Here is an 18529-nt window from a genome sequence, read left to right as displayed (position 1 = left end):
CGCGTCACCTGGACGGGAGTGGAAGGGTCTGGTATAATTTCAACTTTGCCAGGCACGAGCCAAGAACGAAGGAGAGCCAAACCATGAAAGTTTCTGCGTCTGTAAAAAAGCGCTGTTCCAAGTGCAAAATCGTCCGCCGCAAAGGGCGGGTGTATGTGATTTGCGACAATCCTCGACACAAACAGCGACAGGGGTAGCACCATGGCGCGTATTGAAGGTGTAGATTTACCACGTAACAAGCGAATTGAAATCGCCCTGACCTACATTTACGGCATTGGCCGGTCGCGGGCGAAAGAGGTGCTGGCTGCCACCCAGGTCAACCCTGACACGCGGGTGAAAGACCTCACCGACGAAGAAATTGCCCGCCTGCGCGAGTTCATCAGCAGCAACTACAAGACGGAAGGCGACCTGCGCCGCGAAGTGCAGATGAACATCAAGCGCCTGATCGAAATCGGCAGTTACCGCGGGCTGCGGCATCGCATGGGCCTGCCGGTGCATGGTCAGCGCACGCGCACCAATGCCCGCACACGCAAAGGCCCGAAGAAGACCGTGGCTGGCCGTGGTCGCCGTCGCGGCGCCAAGAAGAAGTAACAACCTGTGGGCTGCGCGGGTGTTGGCCCGCCCCCATGCTGAAATTGCTATTTAGGAGAAACAAGGTCTATGGCGAGGAATACGCGTTCCCGACGGCGCAGCAGCGCCAAGAAAATCAAGCGGCATCTGCCTCAGGGGCATGTGCACATCCACGCGACGTTCAACAACACCATCGTCTCAGTCACCGACGAGCACGGCAATGTCGTGGCGTGGGCCAGCGGCGGCACCGCGGGATTCAAGGGTTCCCGCAAAAGCACTCCCTTTGCCGCCCGGCTGGCGACCGAGCAAGCCGTGAAAGCAGCGATGGATATGGGCATGCGTGCGGCGCATGTCTTCGTCAAGGGCCCTGGCCCGGGACGCGACGCTTCCCTGCGCGCCCTGCAGGCGATGGGCCTGAAAATCCTGTCCATTTCGGATGTGACCCCTGTGCCGCACAACGGTTGCCGCCCGCCCAAGAAGCGGCGCGTCTAATCTGGGGATTGAGGTAGATCTATGGCTAAATATCTGGGACCTGCATGCAAACTTTGCCGCCGTGAAGGCGAAAAGTTGTTCCTGAAAGGCGAAAAGTGCTTCACCAACAAGTGCCCGATGGAGCGGCACGCCTACCCGCCGGGTGAACATGGGCGGATGGCGCGCTTCAGCCGCCGCCGCGAATCGGACTATGCCAAGCAGTTGCGCGCCAAGCAGCGCGCCCGCCGCATCTATGGCGTGCTGGAACGCCAGTTCCGCCGCTACTACGAAGTGGCCCTCCAGCGCCGCGGCCTGACCGGCTTGAACCTGCTCCAGATTTTGGAGTCGCGGCTCGATAACGTCGTCTATCGCCTGGGCTTTGCCCGCAGCCGTGCAGAAGCGCGCCTGCTGGTGACCCACGGGCACTTCACCGTCAATGGCCGCCGTGTGGATGTGCCTTCCATGCTGCTGCGCCCCGGCGATGTCGTGGGCATTCGCCCCGAATCGCGCCGCCGCAGCTACTTCAAGCAGGTGTTGCCCGAATGGGCAGAAAAGCAGACCCCGCCTGCCTGGCTGAGCCGCGACATGAACGCCTTGACCGGTCGGGTGGAGCGCCTGCCCGAACGCGGCGAAATCGACAGCAACATCAACGAACAACTCATCGTGGAATACTACTCGCGCTAATGCTTGGGTGAAAGCCCAGGGAAGGGGTGAACTGTGGTCGGTTTGGGTAATATGGTAACACCTCGCATTGAGCGCGATCTGGAAGCGCTCAACTATAGCCGCTTTGTCATCAGCCCCCTTGAGCGCGGCTACGGCGTGACTTTGGGGAACGCCTTGCGGCGGGTGTTGCTCTCCTCGCTGGAAGGCGCGGCGGTGACCTCCGTGCGCGTTTCCAATGTGCTGCACGAGTTCAGTGCTATTCCCGGTGTGCGGGAAGACGTCTTGCAAATCAGTCTGCAACTCAAGCAGTTGCGTTTCAAACTCCACGACGTGGATACCGCCTTGCTGTATCTGGAAGTCCACGGGGAAGGCATCGTCACCGCGGCCGACATCATTGCCCCCCCTGAGGTGGAAATTGTCAACCCCGACCTCTACCTCTTCACGGTGGACGACCCGGACGCGACGCTGGAAATGGCAATGACCGTCGAGCGCGGGCGCGGCTACTCCCCCGCAGTGGAACGCAGCCGCCAACTGCCCATCGGCGAACTGGCTGTGGATGCCATCTTCTCGCCGGTGAAGCGCGTCAATTGGGAAGTCACCTCGGCGCGCGTCGGCCAGAGCACCAATTACGACCGCCTGATTTTGGAAATCTGGACGGACGAGACCATCACGCCCGAAGAGGCCCTGAAAACCGCAGCCCAGATTCTGGTGGCGCACTTCGGTTACATCGCGGGCGTGAGTGAAGAAGAACTCGGCACCCCTCGCCCGGCTGCGCCGAAAGAAAAAACGTGGCACAGCGGTCTGACCAGCGAAATGATGGAAACCCCTCTCGAGGAACTGGATCTCTCGGTGCGGGTTTTCAATTCCCTCAAGCGTGCAGGCGTCACCACCGTGGGCGAGGTGCTCGACATGCTGGGCAAGGGTGAAGAGGCCATGCTCTCGATCCGCAACTTCGGTGAGAAGAGCCTGGATGAACTTTTGAGCAAAATGCGCGAAAAGGGCTTCCTGCCGGAAGACGAAGACTAAGCGCATCACGGAGTGAGAACCATGCGACACAAAGTTGCCGGTAAGAAACTCAGCCGTTCCAAAGACGCCCGCAAGGCGTTGCGTCGGAACCTGATTAAGCAATTGTTCTACCACGAGCGCATCCGCACCACCAGGGCCAAAGCGCAGGCCATTCGCAGTGAGGCCGAGCGGCTGATCACCATTGCCAAGCGCGGCAACGAAGCCGGCGGCGCGGCGATGGTGCATGCCCGCCGTGTGGTGGCTTCCCGCCTGGGCACGGCTTACATCGGCGGCGGCGAAGACGACCAGGAACGCATCAACGTCGTCAACAAACTGTTCGACGATATCGCCCCGCGCTACGCCGACCGCCCCGGCGGCTATACCCGTGTGCTGAAACTCGGCCCCCGCCTGAGCGACGGCGCTGAAATGGTGTTGCTGGAACTGGTCGAAGAATAATCCCTCGCGGGTTTTTCCCGCCCTATGGGGTGCCTTGTGGCACCCACGCGGTTATGGCACTTTACCAGGCCATCCTTGCATACGACGGCAGCGGCTTCGTTGGCTTCCAGCGACAGGCGCAGGGTCGCACGGTGCAGGGTGAAGTTGAAAAGGCATTGCAGCGGCTGGGGTGGTCTGAACGGGCCATCCTTTACGCCGGGCGCACCGACAGCGGCGTGCATGCGCGCGGGCAGGTGATTGCATTCCACCTGGCGTGGCAGCATCCGGCAGAGGCGTTGCAGAAAGCCCTTAACGCTCACCTGCCTCCTGATGTGGCTGTGCAAGCGGTGCGTCCTGCCCCCGCAGATTTCCATCCCCGTTACGCTGCGGTGGCACGGCGCTATGTGTACTATCTCTATGCGGCGCCGACGCGAGAGCCGTTCTGGCGGCGATATGCCTGGCGGGTGTGGCCTGCCCCGGTGCTGGAAAAGTTGCAGCAGGCAGCGGCCCTTTTCCCCGGGCGGAAGGATTTTGCCGCCCTGGGCACACCGCCCAACCCTCACGGCACGACGGTGCGCACCGTGCACAAAGCCGCCTGGGTGCAATTGGGGCCGCGTGCATGGGCCTTCGATGTGGTGGCCGATGCCTTCCTGTATCGGATGGTGCGGCGCATGGTGGCCTTGCAGGTCGCCGTAGCGCAGGGGCGCATGGCTTTCGCTGCCTTGCAAGCGGCGCTGGAAAGCCCCCCGGCCAACCCCCTGCAGGGCCTGGCCCCGCCGCAAGGGCTGTTTCTGGAAGCCGTATGCTACGATGCTTCCGACCTGCGGCAGACGCTTACGGCTGTGCCCCGTTGGCTGGGTGGAACGCCCTGACCAGCGTGTGCAAGGGGAACGCTTGACCTGTGAAACAACGACGCATGACCCAACAAGTTTGTGTAGAGAGGTTTAACGGTGAAAACTTATTATCCGAAACCCGCTGAAATTACCCGCGAATGGGTGTTGGTGGATGCCAACGACCAGACGCTGGGGCGGTTGGCTACCCGTGTGGCGGCTATCCTTTTGGGCAAGAACAAGCCCAACTACACCCCCGGCGTCGACAACGGCGACTATGTCGTGGTCGTCAACGCCGAGCGCGTGCGGGTCACGGGCCGGAAACTGGACCAGAAGAAGTATTACCGGCATTCGGGCTACCCCGGTGGCCTGCGTGAAGTGTCCCTGCGCGAGCAACTCAAGCGCTACCCGGAGCGCGTCATCCGCTCGGCGGTGTGGGGCATGTTGCCTAAAAACGCATATGGCCGCAAACTGCTCAAGAAACTCAAGGTCTATGCTGGCCCTGACCATCCCCATGAGGCGCAGAAGCCCCGCCGGATCGAACTGTAAGCGGCGGTTGGAAACGAAGGAGGTTGGATTTTATGGCTGTTCGCTATTACGAAGGTGTTGGACGCCGCAAGGAAGCCACCGCGCGCGTGCGTATTATGGAAGGCTCGGGCAAGTTCATTGTCAACGGTAAGACGGTGGAGGAGTATTTCCCCCGCGTAGGTGACCTTGACAACGTGCTCTTGCCTTTTACCGTGCTGGGTGAGCCGCGTGATAAGTACGACGTCACGGTGCTGGTCAAGGGCGGCGGGGTGAGTGGTCAGGTGGGCGCTGTGCGTCTGGGCCTGGCCCGCGCTTTTGTCAAGTTCAACGAGGAATTTGGCCCCGCGCTGAAGAAAAAGGGGTTGCTCTCGCGCGACCCGCGTGTCAAAGAGCGCAAAAAGCCCGGCCTCAAGCGCGCCCGCAAGGCCCCGACTTACACCAAGCGCTAAATCGCTTCTCGGGCAACGATGTTGGCAACGCGTTCCCCTGCTGGTTGCGGCAGGGGCGTGTTGCGTTAACAAGTCGGGTAGTCAGATAGTCAGATAGTCAGGTAGTCAGGGTAGTCAGGGAAAGCGCAACGCCGCCCAACGACCAGGCGACTAAACGACTACCCGACCAGTTGACTAACCGACTAATTGACCAGGCAACACGATTGGAGCCCATCATGCCATCTCTTACCCTGTTGGGGCTGGGCCCCGGCAACCCTAACCAATTGACCCGCGAGGCCTGGGATGTGTTGGCTTCGGCCGGGGAAATTTACCTCCGCACCGCGAAACACCCCACGGTGGCGGCCTTCCCAAGTGATTGGGTGGTGCATTCTTTTGACCACCTGTATGAGGAGGCTGAAACTTTCGAGGCGGTGTACGCGGCTATTGTGGAACAGGTGCTGGAACTGGCGCAGCGCCCAGAGGGCGTGGTTTATGCCGTGCCCGGCCACCCCTTTGTGGCCGAAATCACCGGGCGGGAACTCGCCCGCCGTGCCCGCGAGGAAGGCATCCCCCTGCAGGTGGTGGAGGGGTTGAGTTTTCTGGAACCCACCTTCCGGGCCTTGGGGCGCGACGCTTTCCCTCACACTGCCCTCGTGGATGCGCTGGAACTGGCGGTGCTTCATGTACCGCCCTTTCCCCCTTCGGCCCCGGCGCTGGTTGCCCAGATTTACGACCGCACCATTGCTTCGGAGGCCAAACTGACCCTGATGGCGACCTATGCCGACGAGCACGAGGTGGCGCTGGTGCATGCCGCGGGCACGCCGCAGGAAAGCGTCCGCTGGGTGCCGCTGTACGAAATCGATCGCGACCCTGACATTGGCCTGCTGACCACCCTTTACGTGCCGCCTCGCAGTCCGGAAGCCGCTTTCGAGGCTTTCCAGGAGGTGGTCGCCCGCCTGCGCGCCCCCGATGGCTGCCCCTGGGACCGCAAGCAGACCCACCGCAGCCTGCGCCGCTATTTCCTGGAAGAGGTGCACGAGGCGCTGGAAGCCATCGACGCGGAAGCGTGGGACCACCTGGCCGAGGAACTCGGCGATGTGTTGCTGCAAATTTTGCTGCACGCCCAGATTGCCGCCGAAGAAGGCGAGTTTACTATGACCGATGTGCTGGAAGGCATCCATCGCAAGATGGTGCGGCGGCACCCTCATGTGTTTGGTGAAGTGCAGGTGGCCGATGCTGACGAGGTGGTGCGCAACTGGCAGGCCATCAAAGCGCAGGAAGCGGGGCGCAAACCGCCGGAAAGCGTGTTGGATGGCATTCCCAAGGGGCTGCCCGCGCTCATGGAGGCGGAAAAAATTCAGGATAAGGTGGTTGCAGTGGGTTTCGACTGGCCCGACATTCAAGGCGTGTGGGATAAACTGGCTGAGGAATTGCAAGAAGTGCGGGAAGCCGAGACACCCGAGGCGCAGGAAGATGAAATCGGGGACGTGCTCTTCGTGGTCTCGAACCTGGCCCGCTGGTTGGGGGTAAATGCGGAACTGGCATTGCGGAAGGCCAACGCCCGCTTCAGGCGGCGGTTTGCCGTCATTGAGCAGGCCGCGCGCGACCGCGGCCAGCCTGTGGAGGCGCTGACGCTGGACGAGATGGAGGCCGCGTGGCAGCGCGCCAAAGCAGCCGAGAAAGAGAAGCGGGGCTAATTACCGGCCCTCGCGGCGGGGGGGCTTTGCTTTGCGGAGCCAAGGTTATAAGCAAAAGCCAGGCGTTGCGCCTGGCTTTTTGTGTGCTTGGGGGGAGAAAGCCGCGGCTTGCCGCGCTTTTCTCAGGGTGTTGGCGTTGGTGTAGCCGTGGCAGGCTGGGTGGGGCGCGGTGTCACCAGATTGACCGGCACGATGAGAATTTGGCCGACATAAATCGGGTCGGTGGCTTTTTCCAGCGTGTCGTTGGCTTTGACGATGGCGTCGACGGTGGAATTGAATTTCGCCGCGATACCTTCCAGCGTGTCGCCCGGCAACACGAAATATTGAATCTTGAAGCCCCGCGGCATGAAAGTGGGCAGCGGTGTGGGGGTGGGGCGCTTGGTGTTGGGGGCAGGGATGGTCAGGGGCTGGCCGACATAAATGGTGCTGGTGTTGTTGAGGTTGTTGAGCAGCATCAGTGTCACGAGGTCGGCGTTGAATTTCTTGGCAATCCCCACCAGGCTATCGCCTTCCTGCACGGTGTATTTGAACGGTGCCGAGGGAGTGGGGGTGAACGTCGGCGTCGGCGAAGGGGTGATGGTCGGCGTCAGGGTAGGCGTTGGCGTGGGGGTGTCGGTGGGCATCGGCGTGGGGGTCAGAGTAGCCGTCGGCGTGGCTGTGGGTTTGCTCAGCAAGGGAATGCTGCGCCCTTGGCCAAGGAAGGCCAGCACCAGCACGACACCGACAACGACGAAGACCACCGAAAGCGCCCCTAAGAGGAAAGGCAGCCACGCTTGTTGGGGCGGCTCGGAAGGGGGCGCGGCGGCTGCGGCCGTGGGTGGGGTGACCGGTGTGGGTTCCTGCGATGTGGGCTGTTGTGGTTGAGGGGCCTGCGCTGCGTTTTCCTGGCTGGCAGGCTCTTGGGGGGTAGGGTCCGGCGAGGCCGGAGGCGTGTTTTGGTTTTCTTCACTCATAAAGCACCTCAGAAGGGTGTGGCTGTCAAACCAGCGGGCAAGGCGTGGGGAGGAATGCCCCGCCGTTTTCCCCATTATACCCGCTTAACGGCTGGCGGCAAGTGTCGGAAACGTTGGGAAAGCGCCGTTCCCTCGCGGGGAAGCCCTGCCGGGGGCGGAGTTTCCCCCTTGCCTTCAGCCTGGCAGTGGAAGCGGGGTTTGGAGGAGAGGCTGCAACGAAACTGTTATGAAACTGCAACCGAAAAGATGACCAAACAAGTTTATAATCACGCCACGCAAAATTGCCTTTTCTTCGCTGTTTGCATTTGTTGATCTATTTGGAGGTGGTCAATGCAGAAGAAAGCCCGTTTGTTGATGCTTACGACCCTGTTGGTGTTGCTGGCTGTGTTGGCGTATGGTTTTGCCGCGCAGAACACAGTGCCGACGAGCTACGCGGGGGATGGTCAAGCGGACGTCAGTGGCTATACGGTTTCCAACGTGCACTACACTTTGAACGCTTCGGATCCTTCGATTATTGATAGCGTGAGTTTCGATCTGGATCAGTCGGCTTCGGAGGTCCACGCGGCGCTGGGCATGGATTCCAATCAGGATGGCACCGTGGACTCGTGGGAATGGGTGACTTGCAGCGTGACCGGCGGGACGGCGGTGAGCTGCGATTATACCGGCGCGACTGACCGTAAGGTGCTGGATATTATCCAACTGCGGGTCATTGCTTCGCAGTAAGCCACGCGGTGGCTGGCCGAAAAAACACAAAAAAGGCGCGGCACACCGCCGCGCCTTTTGGTACTGAATGATGGGTAAGCGGGGCTGGCTGGCGTGGGCGGGGGTGATCGCTTTTTTGATCGCCCTTGGGGTGTTTTTCTTCCCGGCGCGGTTGGGGGGCGAGATGTACTACGTCATCCTGACCGGCCCCAGCATGGAGCCGCATTTCCACGTCGGCGATCTGGTGCTGGCGCGCCGCGCCCCCTTTTACCAGCCCGGCGATATTGCCATTTACCGCCACCCGCGCATTGGTTTTGTCTTCCACCGCATTGTGGGCTATGATGCTGAAGGGCGCTTTCGCTTCAAGGGCGATAACAACGCCTGGGAAGACCCTTACCACCCCCGCCCTGACGAAGTGCTCGCGCGTTATGCTGCCCGCATCCCGGCGGTGGGGAAAGTGCTCAGGCACTTGCGCTCGCCGTGGGTTATCACAGCGTTGGTCGTATTGATCGGCCTGTTGCTGTTCGGCGACTGGCTGCGGGTGGGCCCGGATGAAGAAGAGGAAAACTTTGTGATGCCACGAGGGGATACCCTTTACGATTGGATGATCGCCTTTGCCGTTTTGCTGGTGCTGGCGGTGTTGTTGGGGGTGGTGGCTTTTACCCGCCCCAAGGTGGTGCAAGCCCAGGAGCCGATTTCTTATACTGAGACGGTGGCATTTTCGTACACGGCGCGCGCCCCTGAAGGGCTTTACGATCTGCCCCAGGTGCAGCCCGGCGAACCGATTTTTACGCAACTGACGGGCACGATTACGGTGGGGTGCACTTATCGCTTCACTGCTGCGGCGCCTTTTCAGTTGGAAGGCACTTACCGCTTGTTGGCGCGGGTAAGCGACGCCACGGGGTGGAAGCGCACCCTTCCCCTCACGGAGCCCACGGCTTTCCAAAACGGCACGTTTACCGCTCAGGCCACGCTGCACCTGGAAGACATGCGCCGCTTCATCGATGAATTCGAGCAGATCACAGGCCGCCGTGGCACTTACACGCTGGCCGTGATGGCTCACATTGAAACCCACGGCACCGTGGGCGGTGAGGCGTTCCAGGAAACTTTTGAACCGATGCTGCGTTTTCGTTGGAATGGCAACGCCTTGGTGCTGGAAACCTCCGGCGGTGTGCCGCTGGGCGAGAAAGCGCCTGACCCTTTACACATTGTGCGGCAGAACGCGATTGTGCACACCGTGCCTCGTGTCAACACCTTGTTGATTTTGGGCGCGCACGTGCCGGTGCCGCTGGCGCGCACGGTCTCTGTGGTGGTAGGGGGGCTGGCGTTAGTGCTGCTGGGCGGTGCGTTGTATTATGAGCACCAGGTGGTGGAAGGTGACCCCGTAGCCCAAATACGCCTGATAGGCGGGGTGACGACGGTGCCCCTTGATGCGCTGCCGCACCACACGTTGCCGGTCGTCGAGGTAGGGAGCCTTTCCGATTTGGCCTCGCTCGCGGCGTTGCACCGCGCGCCGGTGTTTCATTTGCGGGAAGGCGAGCAGGTGCACTTCTGGCTCAAGACGCCTGACGTGGTGTATCATTATGGGGCTGAAGGGCAGGCGCGTGTGCCGCAGCATGCTCGGCCGCTGCTGCCTCGCCCGCGCTTTTTGCGCTGGAAGGCCGCCCCCGTGGGCGGCGCGTGCGAAAGCGTGTTGGAAGAGTGGGCGCAGACGGTCGATAGCCAGGTGGTGCACGATGCCGGGCATTCCCAGCGGGTGGCGCGGTTGGCCGTCGCGTTGGGAAAGGCGTTGGGTCTCTCTGAGCCTGCCTTGCGAGACCTGCGGCTGGCCGCTTTGTTGCACGGTTTGGGCTTGATAGAAATTCCCCCAGAGATTGTGCAGAAAACGGCGCCGTTGACCGAGGAAGAGAAGCGGATTTTGCGAGAGCATGTTTTGCGGCTGAACGTGCGCTTTGAATCGGTAGAGGCGCTGGCCGGCGCGTTGCGCATTGCCTATCACCGCACCGAACGTTGGGATGGCTCCGGCTACCCCGATGGCCTGCGCGGCGAACAAATTCCGTTGGGCGCGCGTATCCTGGCCGTGGTCGATGCCTGGGACGCTTTGCGCCACAACCGCCCTCACCGGGCTGCCTGGCCGGAAAGCGCGGCAGCGAGTTTCCTCCGCCAGAAGGCGGGGGAATGGTATGACCCCCGCGTGGTGGAAGTTTTCCTGAATTGGGTCAAGGCTTCTTCGGCAACAGGGCTTGAGCAACCCTCTTCAACTGCTGGGGCGCCCGCGGTGGAGGATGAAGATGATGAGGCGACACCTGCGGCGTAAACGCCTGTGGCGACTGCTTCCTTTGGTGGTTTTGTTGCTCATCGTGTGGGGCGCGGTGGGCTCCTATGCCGCGACCAACACAGTGCCGACGACGTATGCCGCTGATGGTTTTATTCCGCTTTCCGCTTCCCAACTGGCGCCGCTGGAATGTTATGGCATTGCCTTTGCCGACGTGCTCATCGTTTCGAGCAGCGGCACCGGTACAGCGGGCAATGACTTGATTTTGGGCAACGCGAGCGATAATACGATTTATGGCGGTGGGGGCGATGACTGCATTGTGGCGGGCGCGGGACGCGATTATGTCGACGGCGGCGATGGGAACGACGTCATTTTGGGCGGCTCCGGCGATGAAGGCGAGTGGATCAATCTCTTCTTCTTCCGAATTCCCTGGCGCGCTTATTTGCGGGGAGGCAATGGGAATGACATCATCTATGGCGAGGGCGGTGACGATATTTTGGATGGCGGCAGCGGCACCGATACGCTGAACGGCGGCAGCGGTTATGACGCCTGCTTCAATGGGGAAAGCAACAGCAATTGCGAATGGTGAAGCGCAGCTTATGAGGAAGGCGTGATGAAGGGGCGACGCCTGGCACGTGTTTCGCGCGCACGTGGCGTGGCTTCCTGCAGCAGCGGTGCGAGAGGGGGAGCGCGACGGCGAAAAACGGGGGTTTTTCTTGCAGAGTGGGTGGGCTTACTCATGCTATAATGAAGGCAACATAGACGGTGTGACGCCCCAAGGGGTAGAGTATCGGCTGGGCTGCTGATTTTAGAGAGGTCGTTTCATGCCCGCATTTGGACATCGGCAATCGACAACACCTCGTTCCAGGCCGCGCTGGAGCGCGCATACCAAATGGACGGTCAGCATGGTGTTGCTGGCCTTTGCCGTTTATCTGCTTTTCCGCTTCAGCGAGGTCATCCCGCCGTTGGTGCTGGCGGTGGTGTTGGCCTATGTCATCTCACCGCTGGTGCGTTGGCTTGAGCAGCGCACACCCTTGGGGCGGGGGTGGGCGACGGCGCTGGTTTATTTGCTGTTGTTGGGGGTGGTGGCGGCGCTGCTGGCCGTGGGTGTGCCTTTGCTGGCTTCCCAGGCCACCGCGCTCAACGCAAAACTGGAAGCGCTGGTGACGCTGGCGACGCAAGCCCTCAATCGGCCGCTTTCCTTTTTTGGTCACACGGTTGACGGCACGACCCTGATTGCCCAGATGCAGGGCGCCTGGCAGAGCATGGCGCAGGTGGTGCTGGGGCAGGGGTTGAACGTGGCCGTGGGGGTGCTGGCAACTTTGGGCTGGTCGGGCTTCATCCTGGTGATTTCGTTTTACCTGGTGAAAGACGCCGCTCAGTTGCGCGCTTACATGGAAAGCCTGGTGCCGCAGCCTTACCTGGCCGATTACATTCGCCTGCGTGAGGAAATTGGTGCGGTATGGTCGGCCTTTTTTCGAGGGCAGGTCACCCTGGCATTGGTGGTTACGGTCATCATCACGACCCTCGCGCTGATCATCGGCCTGCCGGGAGCGTTGCCGATGGGTTTGCTGGCGGGCCTGCTGGAGTTCCTTCCCAGCATTGGGCACGGCATCTGGCTGACGATTGCGGCGACGTTAGCCTTCTTTTTTGGTTCGACATGGTGGCCTATGCCCCATTGGGCTTTCGCGCTGCTGGTTGCGGCGTTGCACGTGTTGTTCGATCAGTTAGATACCAATTATCTCATTCCGCGCATCATCGGGCGGCGGGTGCGGCTGCATCCGTTGGTGGTCATTTTGGGTATTGTGGCGGGGGCGGTCATCGGCGGTGTGTTGGGCATTGCTTTGGCAGCCCCCACCATCGCCTCGCTGCGGGTGTTGGGGCGGTATGTCTATGCCAATCTGATCGATGCCGATCCCTTCCCGGGGCAAGTTTCCGAGCCGTTGCCCGCACCTGACCCCCACTGGTGGCAGAAAACGCCTGTCTTGCGCCGCCTGAACTGGCGCGTGAGGCGAAACCGCCGCCCCGTGCGCCGCCGTTGAATGCCATGAGCCCTGCGAACTCCTCCGCCCCCCAGCCTCCCTCTGCACCTGAGCCTGCGCCGGCTGCTTCGCCCGCGCCCACGCAGCCTTCGCCCGCACCCACTTCGCCGCCGTGGAGCCCTGCCACCAAAATCGTGGTGGGGGTGAGTGTGTTTGCAGCCCTGGCGGCTTTGCTGATTGCCTTTCGCGATTTCATCGGCCCGTTGGTGCTGGCGTTGATGCTGGCTTATCTGATGCACCCCCTCGCGGCGATGCTCGCGCGCTGGACGCGCGTTTCCTGGCGCACGGCGGTGGCGGTAGTGTACCTTTTCCTGGCCGCGGTGGTGCTGGCGCTGCTGGCGGCGGGCGGGTTTGCCCTGGTGCAGCAGGCCGAAGGGCTTTATGGCGTGGTGCAAGATTTCCTGCTCACCGACCTGCCGCATTGGCTGCAATATCTTTCTACCCATGCCTACACCTTCGGCCCCTGGGTGCTCGATTTCCGCCAATACGATTTCAATGCCCTCAACCAGCAACTGCTCACCTCGGTGCAGCCTCTCATCGGCCAATTGGGCACGCTGGTCAGCCGGCTGGCGGCTTCCACCTTGCAGGTGTTGGGTTGGCTGGCCTTCATCTGGCTGACTTCGTATTTCCTCCTGGCCGAATCGGGGCGGGTGTCTTCCAACCTGGTGACCATCCGCATTCCGGGTTATCAGCACGACCTGGAACGCATGGGCAAAGAACTCGGGCGTATTTGGAATGCCTTCCTGCGCGGCCAGTTGACCGTGGCAGTGATTGCGATGGTGTGGGCGTGGGTGTGGTTGACGGTGGTCGGTGCCCCCATGACCCTGGTGCTGGCTTCGCTGGCGGCCATCGCGCGCTTCGTGCCGTATGTTGGCCCCTTTGTGCTTTACACCATTACCGCCCTGGTGATTTTGTTCCAGCCCTCCGCGGCGTGGGGCTTGCAGCCGTGGCAAATGGCGCTGGTCACGGTGGGCGGTATGTTCGTGGGCGATAACATTATTGACAATTTCGTCACGCCCCGCATTCTTGGCGAGGCGCTGGGGGTGCATCCGGCTGCGGTGCTGGTCACGGCTTTGGTGGGCGCGAAACTGTTTGGCGTGTTGGGCCTGCTTTTTGCCGCCCCGACGCTGGCTTCCTTGCGCTTGTTTGGGCATTACATTATGCGTAAAATGTTCGACCAGGACCCGTGGGCTGATTGGCACACGGTGCCCCCTTACTCGCTGACGGGCGGGCTGGTGGGATGGTTGCGGCGGCTTTATCGCCGTTTGCGCCGCGCTCGCTCGTGATGCGGATTATCTTTTTCCTGTGAGGCTACGATGAGTGAATTCCCCGAACCTCAAACCGAAGTGCTGGCCGAGACCAAGAACTACCTCGTGTGGAAGGCCGAAGAGCCGGACGGCGAGGTGACCTATCATCTGGAACTCGGCGCGCTGACCGTCCACTTTTTTGCCGAAGAGTGGAAAGAGTTTCTTTCGCTGATGAAAGCGCTAAAATGACGCGTGCGGTGGTGTTCACGCCTCAAGCGGGGCTGGGCGAACTCCTGCGGGAGTCGTTGGCCTCGCGAGGTGTGGAAGCGACGGTGCTGAGCGAGATTCCGGTAGAGGCAACCCCCGCGGAGGAAGCCCCGGCCCTGCTGGTGGTGGATGGCGATGTGGCACCACCCGAGCAGGTGCTCGCGTGTGCAGATGCCTTCCGGCAGCGCAATGCTGACCTGCGGGTGGTGCTGTTGGCCCCTGAAGCGACTGTCCCCCCTGCTTTGGCGGCGCTGGCCCCCGATTTGACCCTTCCCAAGCCGTTCTACCTGCCCGATTTCCTCGCTGCGGTGGCAGGGTGGTTTGGCGAGGCCGCCCCCCTGCCCGCTGCGCCGCCTGCTCGTGCGCTGCCGCCGCGTCCGCCGTGGCTGAGCGATGTAGCGATGGCGGCGCAGTACCTCACCCGCCTGAGCCTGGAAACCGCGGCCCAGGCTGCCGCCCTGGTGACGACCGACGGGCAGTTATGGGCTTATGCGGGTGAACTGCCCCAGCCCGCGGCCGAAGAATTGGCCCGCCTCGCGGCCCATTATTGGGAGGCCGGGGAAGGGGTGGATTTCGTCCGCTTCTTGCGGCTGGAAGCGGTGCAGCAAGACTATCTGCTTTATGCCACCGGCGTGACCGCCGATTTGGTCTTGGCGATGCTTTTCGATGTGCGCGTGCCCTTTAGCCGCATCCGTGCCCAGGCCGGGCACCTGGCCGAGGCATTGACCCGCGACCGCCCGCCGGGAGAAACCGAAACCCCTGCTTCATCGGAAGCCCCGCCCGCGCGCCCCCTTGAACCGCTCCCCCTGCCGGAAGATGCACTGCCGTTGCCTGATGAGCCTCTGGTGGCTGCGCCGCCCGCGGAAAGCACAGTGGTCCCGGCTGCCGAATCGGCCCCGGCTGAAGCGGTGGGGGGCGACTTGCCGCCCGAAGCCTACGAGCCGCTCTTCGATGAGGTGCCCCCGCCAGAGCCGCCAACACCGCCGCCGCCCGCTGCGCCGCCTGCTCCTCAGGATGCTGTGGCCCCTGTGACGCCCGGGGTGGAAGTGGCTGAAGCCCCCCTCCCTGCTGCTTCGTCGCCTTTGCAGCCGCAGCCTTCCGATCCGCCGGAAGCCACCCTGCCAGCCGCTTTGCCCATTCACGCTGCGGTGGCCTATGCCTGCGTGCTCATTCCCCGCTTTCCGCAGCACCACTTGGCCGGCGACCTCGCGCGTGACCTGAGTCAGTGGTTACCGCAAATTGCTACCGCGATGGGATGGCGGTTGGTGCATCTGGCTGTGCGCGCCGATCACCTGCAGTGGATAGCGCAAACCCCGCCCGAAACCTCCCCTGCCGAAGTGCTGCGCACCGTGCGCAGGGAAACCTCCCGCCGCATTTTCGCGACCTACCCCCGCCTGGCCGAACTCAACATCAGCGGCGATTTTTGGGCCCCCGGCTACCTGCTGCTGAGCCAAAACCGTCCCATCCCCGCCGATACGATCGCGGCCTTCATCGCTGCCGCCCGCCGCCACCAGGGCTTAACTCCCTAACTTCCCCTAACTTCCTGACTTCTGCCCCGTCCGCCATTCCTAATTCCCTAACTCGCAATTCCTGACGCTTATGCCCCCCACCATTTACCTCCTCGACGGCCACGCCCTGGCCTACCGTGCCTACTTTGCTCTCACCGCGGGCGGCACCGGCGGCGACCGCTGGCGCACGTCCGCCGGCGAACCCACCGCCGCGGTGTACGGCTTCGCCAGCATCCTGCTGCGTTTGCTGGAAGCCGACCGCCCCGACTACCTCGCCGTGGCCTTCGATGTCGGCCGCACCTTCCGCGACGACATCTACCCCGAATACAAGGCCACCCGCGCTAAAATGCCCGAAGACCTGGTGCCCCAGATGGCGCGCATCCGCCAACTGGTGGACGCCTTTGGCTTTCCCCGCCTCGAAATGGAAGGCTACGAAGCCGACGATGTGCTGGGCAGCGCGGCCAAACGTCTCGCCAAAAACGAGGGCATGGGGGTGAAAATCGTTACCGGCGACCGTGACCTGCTGCAACTGGTCGACGACCGCATCATCGTTTCCCTCCCTGGCCGCCAACTTTCCGACAGCACCGACTACACCCCCGAAAAGGTGAAAGCCAAATACGGCGTGCGCCCCGACCAGATTGTGGATTTCAAGGCACTGGTGGGCGACAAATCCGACAACATCCCCGGCGTGCGCGGCATCGGCGAGAAGACCGCGGCCAAACTGCTGCAAAAATACGACACCCTGGACGGCATCTACGCCCACCTGGACGAACTTTCCCCCGGCATCCGCCGCAAACTGGAAGCCGACCGCGACAACGCCTACCTGAGCCGCGACCTGGCGCGCATCCGCACCGACCTGAACGTGCAGGTGGATCTGGCGCAGGCCGTGCCGCGTCCCGACGCGGTAGGCGGGGTGGAAGCCCTGTTCCGCGAACTGGAATTCCGCTCGCTGCTCAAACGCCTGCGGGAATGGCAGCAGGCCGCGAGCGGGGAAAGCGCCGAACCCCAGCAACTTCCCCTCTTCGGCGGGCAGGCCGCCGCGGGCACGCCTTCGCCGGTTTCCCTCGCGCCCGATTTGGGCTTCCGCACCACCGTGGTGGCTTCCCCGGAAGCATTGCAAGCCCTCACCCGCCGCCTGAAGGCCGCCCGCACCATTGCCATCGACACCGAAACCACCGCCACCGACAAAATGCGCGCCGACCTGGTGGGCGTTTCCCTCGCGGTGGATGAGGGCGAAGGTTTCTACATTCCCATCGGCCACCGCACCGGCGAAGCCCAACTGCCGTGGGAAACCGTGCGCGCCGCCCTCGCCCCCTTCCTGGCCGACCCGCAGGTGGCGAAGGTGGGGCACAACATCAAATACGACCTGGTGATTCTGGCACGCCACGGCCTGCCCATGAGCACGCCCGCCTTCGACACCATGATTGCCGAGTGGGTGCGCGACCCGGCTTCCCACAATTTGGGGCTGAAAAACCTGGCCTGGACGCGCCTCGGTGTGGAAATGACCGACATCAGCGAACTCATCGGCAAAGGCAAGAAGCAAATCAGCATGGCCGAGGTGCCGGTGGCAAAGGCCGCGCCCTACGCCGCCGCCGATGCGGTGATGACCCTGCGCCTGATGCCCCTGCTGGAAGCCGACGTCCGCGAGCGCAACGGCTGGCGGCTGTTCCGGGAAATTGAGATGCCCTTAGTGCCCGTGCTGGCGCGCATGGAGATGAACGGCATTCTGGTGGATACCGATTTCCTCGCCCGCATGTCGCAGGAACTCGCCGACCAGTTGCACGCGCTGGAAGAGAAAATTTACCAGGCCGTGGGGCAGCGTTTCAACATCAACTCCACCCAGCAACTTTCCAAAATTTTGTTTGAAACTCTGGGGCTGGAGCCGCCCGACCGCACCCGCAAGACCAAGAGCGGCCACTATTCCACCTCGGCCAGCGTGCTGGAAGCCCTGCGCGGCCAGCACCCGGTGGTGGATTGGGTGCTGGAACACCGCGAACTGGCGAAAATCAAATCCACCTATGTGGACGCCTTGCCCCAGCAGGTCAACCCTGAAACCGGACGGGTGCACACCTCCTACAACCAGACCGGCACCGTCACCGGGCGGATTGCGTCTTCCGACCCCAACCTGCAGAACATCCCCGTGCGCACGCCGGTGGGGCGGCGGGTGCGGCGGGCTTTCGTCGCACCCGAAGGTCACCTGCTGCTTTCGGTGGACTATTCCCAGGTGGAACTGCGCATCGTGGCACACATTTCGGGCGACGAGGCCATGATTGCCGCCTTCCAGGCCGGGCAAGACATCCACGCTGCGACCGCGGCGGCCATCTACGGCGTGCCGCTGGAAGCCGTCACCCCGCAGATGCGCCGCCACGCCAAGGCCATCAACTTTGGCCTGATTTACGGCATGAGCCCCTTCGGTCTCACCCGCACCACCGACCTCACCTTAGCCGAAGCCGAAAACTTCGTGGAAGCCTACTTCAAGCGCTTCCCCGGCGTAAAGCGCTACATTGAAGAAACCCGCCGCAAAGCCGCTGAACAGGGCTATGTGGAAACGCTGTTAGGGCGGCGGCGCTACTTCCCCGAATTGCAAAAGCCGGCCAACCGCAACGCCCGCCTGCGTGCCGAGCGGGAAGCCATCAACGCGCCCATCCAGGGCACCGCGGCGGACATCATGAAACTGGCCATGCTGCGGGTGGCCGAGCGGCTGAAGCGTGACGGCCTGCCCGCCAAAATGCTGCTGCAGGTGCATGACGAACTGATGCTGGAAGTGCCGGAGGACGCCCTGAGCGACGTCGCCCGCGCGGTGCAAAGCGAAATGGGGAACGCCTACCGCCTCGCCGTGCCGTTAGTGACAGATGCGAAGGTGGGGAAGAATTGGGATGAGATGGAGGGGTGGAAAGGGGAGCAGTAA

Annotated in this window: 19 protein-coding genes; 18 read left to right on the top strand and 1 reads right to left on the bottom strand. The window is 62.4% G+C overall.

The window, feature by feature from the left end:
• Positions 1-83 precede the first annotated feature (83 nt).
• From ENJ54_11445 to ENJ54_11400, 10 genes are all read left to right on the top strand, one after another.
• Positions 84-197 (top strand): 50S ribosomal protein L36, encoded by a 114-nt coding sequence (locus ENJ54_11445; GenBank protein HFC10449.1) that lies wholly within the window; start codon positions 84-86, stop codon positions 195-197.
• Between the two features lie 4 nt (positions 198-201).
• Positions 202-591, top strand: coding sequence for a 30S ribosomal protein S13 (locus ENJ54_11440; protein ID HFC10448.1), 390 nt, complete (start codon positions 202-204; stop codon positions 589-591).
• A 69-nt stretch (positions 592-660) separates the two neighbouring features.
• The gene (locus tag ENJ54_11435) at positions 661-1062 is read left to right on the top strand and encodes a 30S ribosomal protein S11 (GenBank protein ID HFC10447.1); all 402 of its coding nucleotides are present in this window, start codon (positions 661-663) and stop codon (positions 1060-1062) included.
• A gap of 21 nt (positions 1063-1083) precedes the next feature.
• Complete coding sequence (locus tag ENJ54_11430; protein HFC10446.1) at positions 1084-1725, top strand: 30S ribosomal protein S4; 642 nt, start codon at positions 1084-1086, stop codon at positions 1723-1725.
• A gap of 51 nt (positions 1726-1776) precedes the next feature.
• Positions 1777-2730 carry a DNA-directed RNA polymerase subunit alpha gene (locus ENJ54_11425; protein HFC10445.1) on the top strand — a complete coding sequence of 318 codons (954 nt, stop codon included), beginning with the start codon at positions 1777-1779 and terminating at the stop codon, positions 2728-2730.
• A gap of 21 nt (positions 2731-2751) precedes the next feature.
• Positions 2752-3165: a 50S ribosomal protein L17 gene (locus ENJ54_11420; GenBank protein ID HFC10444.1), complete on the top strand. Its 414-nt coding sequence runs from the start codon at positions 2752-2754 to the stop codon at positions 3163-3165.
• 53 nt (positions 3166-3218) lie between these two features.
• Positions 3219-4016 carry a tRNA pseudouridine(38-40) synthase TruA gene (gene truA / locus ENJ54_11415; GenBank protein ID HFC10443.1) on the top strand — a complete coding sequence of 266 codons (798 nt, stop codon included), beginning with the start codon at positions 3219-3221 and terminating at the stop codon, positions 4014-4016.
• Between the two features lie 78 nt (positions 4017-4094).
• On the top strand, positions 4095-4523 hold the full coding sequence (locus tag ENJ54_11410) for a 50S ribosomal protein L13 (protein HFC10442.1): 429 nt from the start codon (positions 4095-4097) through the stop codon (positions 4521-4523).
• A 32-nt stretch (positions 4524-4555) separates the two neighbouring features.
• Positions 4556-4951 (top strand): 30S ribosomal protein S9, encoded by a 396-nt coding sequence (locus ENJ54_11405; protein HFC10441.1) that lies wholly within the window; start codon positions 4556-4558, stop codon positions 4949-4951.
• 215 nt (positions 4952-5166) lie between these two features.
• Complete coding sequence (locus ENJ54_11400) at positions 5167-6627, top strand: nucleoside triphosphate pyrophosphohydrolase (GenBank protein ID HFC10440.1); 1461 nt, start codon at positions 5167-5169, stop codon at positions 6625-6627.
• Between the two features lie 122 nt (positions 6628-6749).
• Here ENJ54_11400 and ENJ54_11395 read toward each other — a convergent pair whose 3' ends face one another.
• Positions 6750-7655, bottom strand: a complete 906-nt coding sequence (locus ENJ54_11395) for a LysM peptidoglycan-binding domain-containing protein (protein HFC10439.1) — start codon at positions 7653-7655, stop codon at positions 6750-6752.
• A 255-nt stretch (positions 7656-7910) separates the two neighbouring features.
• Here ENJ54_11395 and ENJ54_11390 point away from each other — a divergent pair, with 255 nt between their 5' ends.
• The 8 genes from ENJ54_11390 (at position 7911) to polA (ending at position 18529) form a co-directional block, all read left to right on the top strand.
• On the top strand, positions 7911-8303 hold the full coding sequence (locus ENJ54_11390; protein ID HFC10438.1) for a hypothetical protein: 393 nt from the start codon (positions 7911-7913) through the stop codon (positions 8301-8303).
• 67 nt (positions 8304-8370) lie between these two features.
• Positions 8371-10599: a signal peptidase I gene (locus tag ENJ54_11385; GenBank protein ID HFC10437.1), complete on the top strand. Its 2229-nt coding sequence runs from the start codon at positions 8371-8373 to the stop codon at positions 10597-10599.
• The gene (locus ENJ54_11380; protein ID HFC10436.1) at positions 10568-11146 is read left to right on the top strand and encodes a hypothetical protein; all 579 of its coding nucleotides are present in this window, start codon (positions 10568-10570) and stop codon (positions 11144-11146) included. The genes ENJ54_11385 and ENJ54_11380 overlap by 32 nt, the downstream gene beginning before the upstream one ends.
• A gap of 235 nt (positions 11147-11381) precedes the next feature.
• Positions 11382-12599, top strand: coding sequence for an AI-2E family transporter (locus ENJ54_11375; protein ID HFC10435.1), 1218 nt, complete (start codon positions 11382-11384; stop codon positions 12597-12599).
• A gap of 5 nt (positions 12600-12604) precedes the next feature.
• Positions 12605-13885: an AI-2E family transporter gene (locus tag ENJ54_11370; GenBank protein HFC10434.1), complete on the top strand. Its 1281-nt coding sequence runs from the start codon at positions 12605-12607 to the stop codon at positions 13883-13885.
• A gap of 30 nt (positions 13886-13915) precedes the next feature.
• Positions 13916-14095 carry a hypothetical protein gene (locus ENJ54_11365; protein HFC10433.1) on the top strand — a complete coding sequence of 60 codons (180 nt, stop codon included), beginning with the start codon at positions 13916-13918 and terminating at the stop codon, positions 14093-14095.
• The gene (gene tnpA / locus ENJ54_11360) at positions 14092-15642 is read left to right on the top strand and encodes an IS200/IS605 family transposase (protein ID HFC10432.1); all 1551 of its coding nucleotides are present in this window, start codon (positions 14092-14094) and stop codon (positions 15640-15642) included. The genes ENJ54_11365 and tnpA overlap by 4 nt, the downstream gene beginning before the upstream one ends.
• A 70-nt stretch (positions 15643-15712) precedes the next feature.
• Positions 15713-18529 (top strand): DNA polymerase I, encoded by a 2817-nt coding sequence (gene polA, locus ENJ54_11355; protein HFC10431.1) that lies wholly within the window; start codon positions 15713-15715, stop codon positions 18527-18529.

This window comes from Chloroflexota bacterium (genome assembly GCA_011322445.1).
In the GTDB taxonomy this organism is placed as follows: domain Bacteria; phylum Chloroflexota; class Anaerolineae; order Anaerolineales; family DRMV01; genus DRMV01.
The sequence above is the reverse complement of the archived record's forward strand: the minus strand, read 5'-3'. Positions and strand labels throughout refer to the sequence as shown.

Excerpts from the sequence above, each read along its gene's own strand:
- ENJ54_11445 (HFC10449.1), top strand. The coding sequence starts at position 84 with ATGAAAGTTTCTGCGTCTGTAAAAAAGCGCTGTTCCAAGTGCAAAATC.
- ENJ54_11440 (HFC10448.1), top strand. The coding sequence starts at position 202 with ATGGCGCGTATTGAAGGTGTAGATTTACCACGTAACAAGCGAATTGAA.
- ENJ54_11435 (HFC10447.1), top strand. The coding sequence starts at position 661 with ATGGCGAGGAATACGCGTTCCCGACGGCGCAGCAGCGCCAAGAAAATC.
- ENJ54_11430 (HFC10446.1), top strand. The coding sequence starts at position 1,084 with ATGGCTAAATATCTGGGACCTGCATGCAAACTTTGCCGCCGTGAAGGC.
- ENJ54_11425 (HFC10445.1), top strand. The coding sequence starts at position 1,777 with ATGGTAACACCTCGCATTGAGCGCGATCTGGAAGCGCTCAACTATAGC.
- ENJ54_11420 (HFC10444.1), top strand. The coding sequence starts at position 2,752 with ATGCGACACAAAGTTGCCGGTAAGAAACTCAGCCGTTCCAAAGACGCC.
- truA (HFC10443.1), top strand. The coding sequence starts at position 3,219 with ATGGCACTTTACCAGGCCATCCTTGCATACGACGGCAGCGGCTTCGTT.
- ENJ54_11405 (HFC10441.1), top strand. The coding sequence starts at position 4,556 with ATGGCTGTTCGCTATTACGAAGGTGTTGGACGCCGCAAGGAAGCCACC.
- ENJ54_11400 (HFC10440.1), top strand. The coding sequence starts at position 5,167 with ATGCCATCTCTTACCCTGTTGGGGCTGGGCCCCGGCAACCCTAACCAA.
- ENJ54_11395 (HFC10439.1), bottom strand. The coding sequence starts at position 7,655 with ATGGGGAAAACGGCGGGGCATTCCTCCCCACGCCTTGCCCGCTGGTTT.
- ENJ54_11390 (HFC10438.1), top strand. The coding sequence starts at position 7,911 with ATGCAGAAGAAAGCCCGTTTGTTGATGCTTACGACCCTGTTGGTGTTG.
- ENJ54_11385 (HFC10437.1), top strand. The coding sequence starts at position 8,371 with ATGATGGGTAAGCGGGGCTGGCTGGCGTGGGCGGGGGTGATCGCTTTT.
- ENJ54_11380 (HFC10436.1), top strand. The coding sequence starts at position 10,568 with ATGAAGATGATGAGGCGACACCTGCGGCGTAAACGCCTGTGGCGACTG.
- ENJ54_11375 (HFC10435.1), top strand. The coding sequence starts at position 11,382 with ATGCCCGCATTTGGACATCGGCAATCGACAACACCTCGTTCCAGGCCG.
- ENJ54_11370 (HFC10434.1), top strand. The coding sequence starts at position 12,605 with ATGAGCCCTGCGAACTCCTCCGCCCCCCAGCCTCCCTCTGCACCTGAG.
- ENJ54_11365 (HFC10433.1), top strand. The coding sequence starts at position 13,916 with ATGAGTGAATTCCCCGAACCTCAAACCGAAGTGCTGGCCGAGACCAAG.
- tnpA (HFC10432.1), top strand. The coding sequence starts at position 14,092 with ATGACGCGTGCGGTGGTGTTCACGCCTCAAGCGGGGCTGGGCGAACTC.
- polA (HFC10431.1), top strand. The coding sequence starts at position 15,713 with ATGCCCCCCACCATTTACCTCCTCGACGGCCACGCCCTGGCCTACCGT.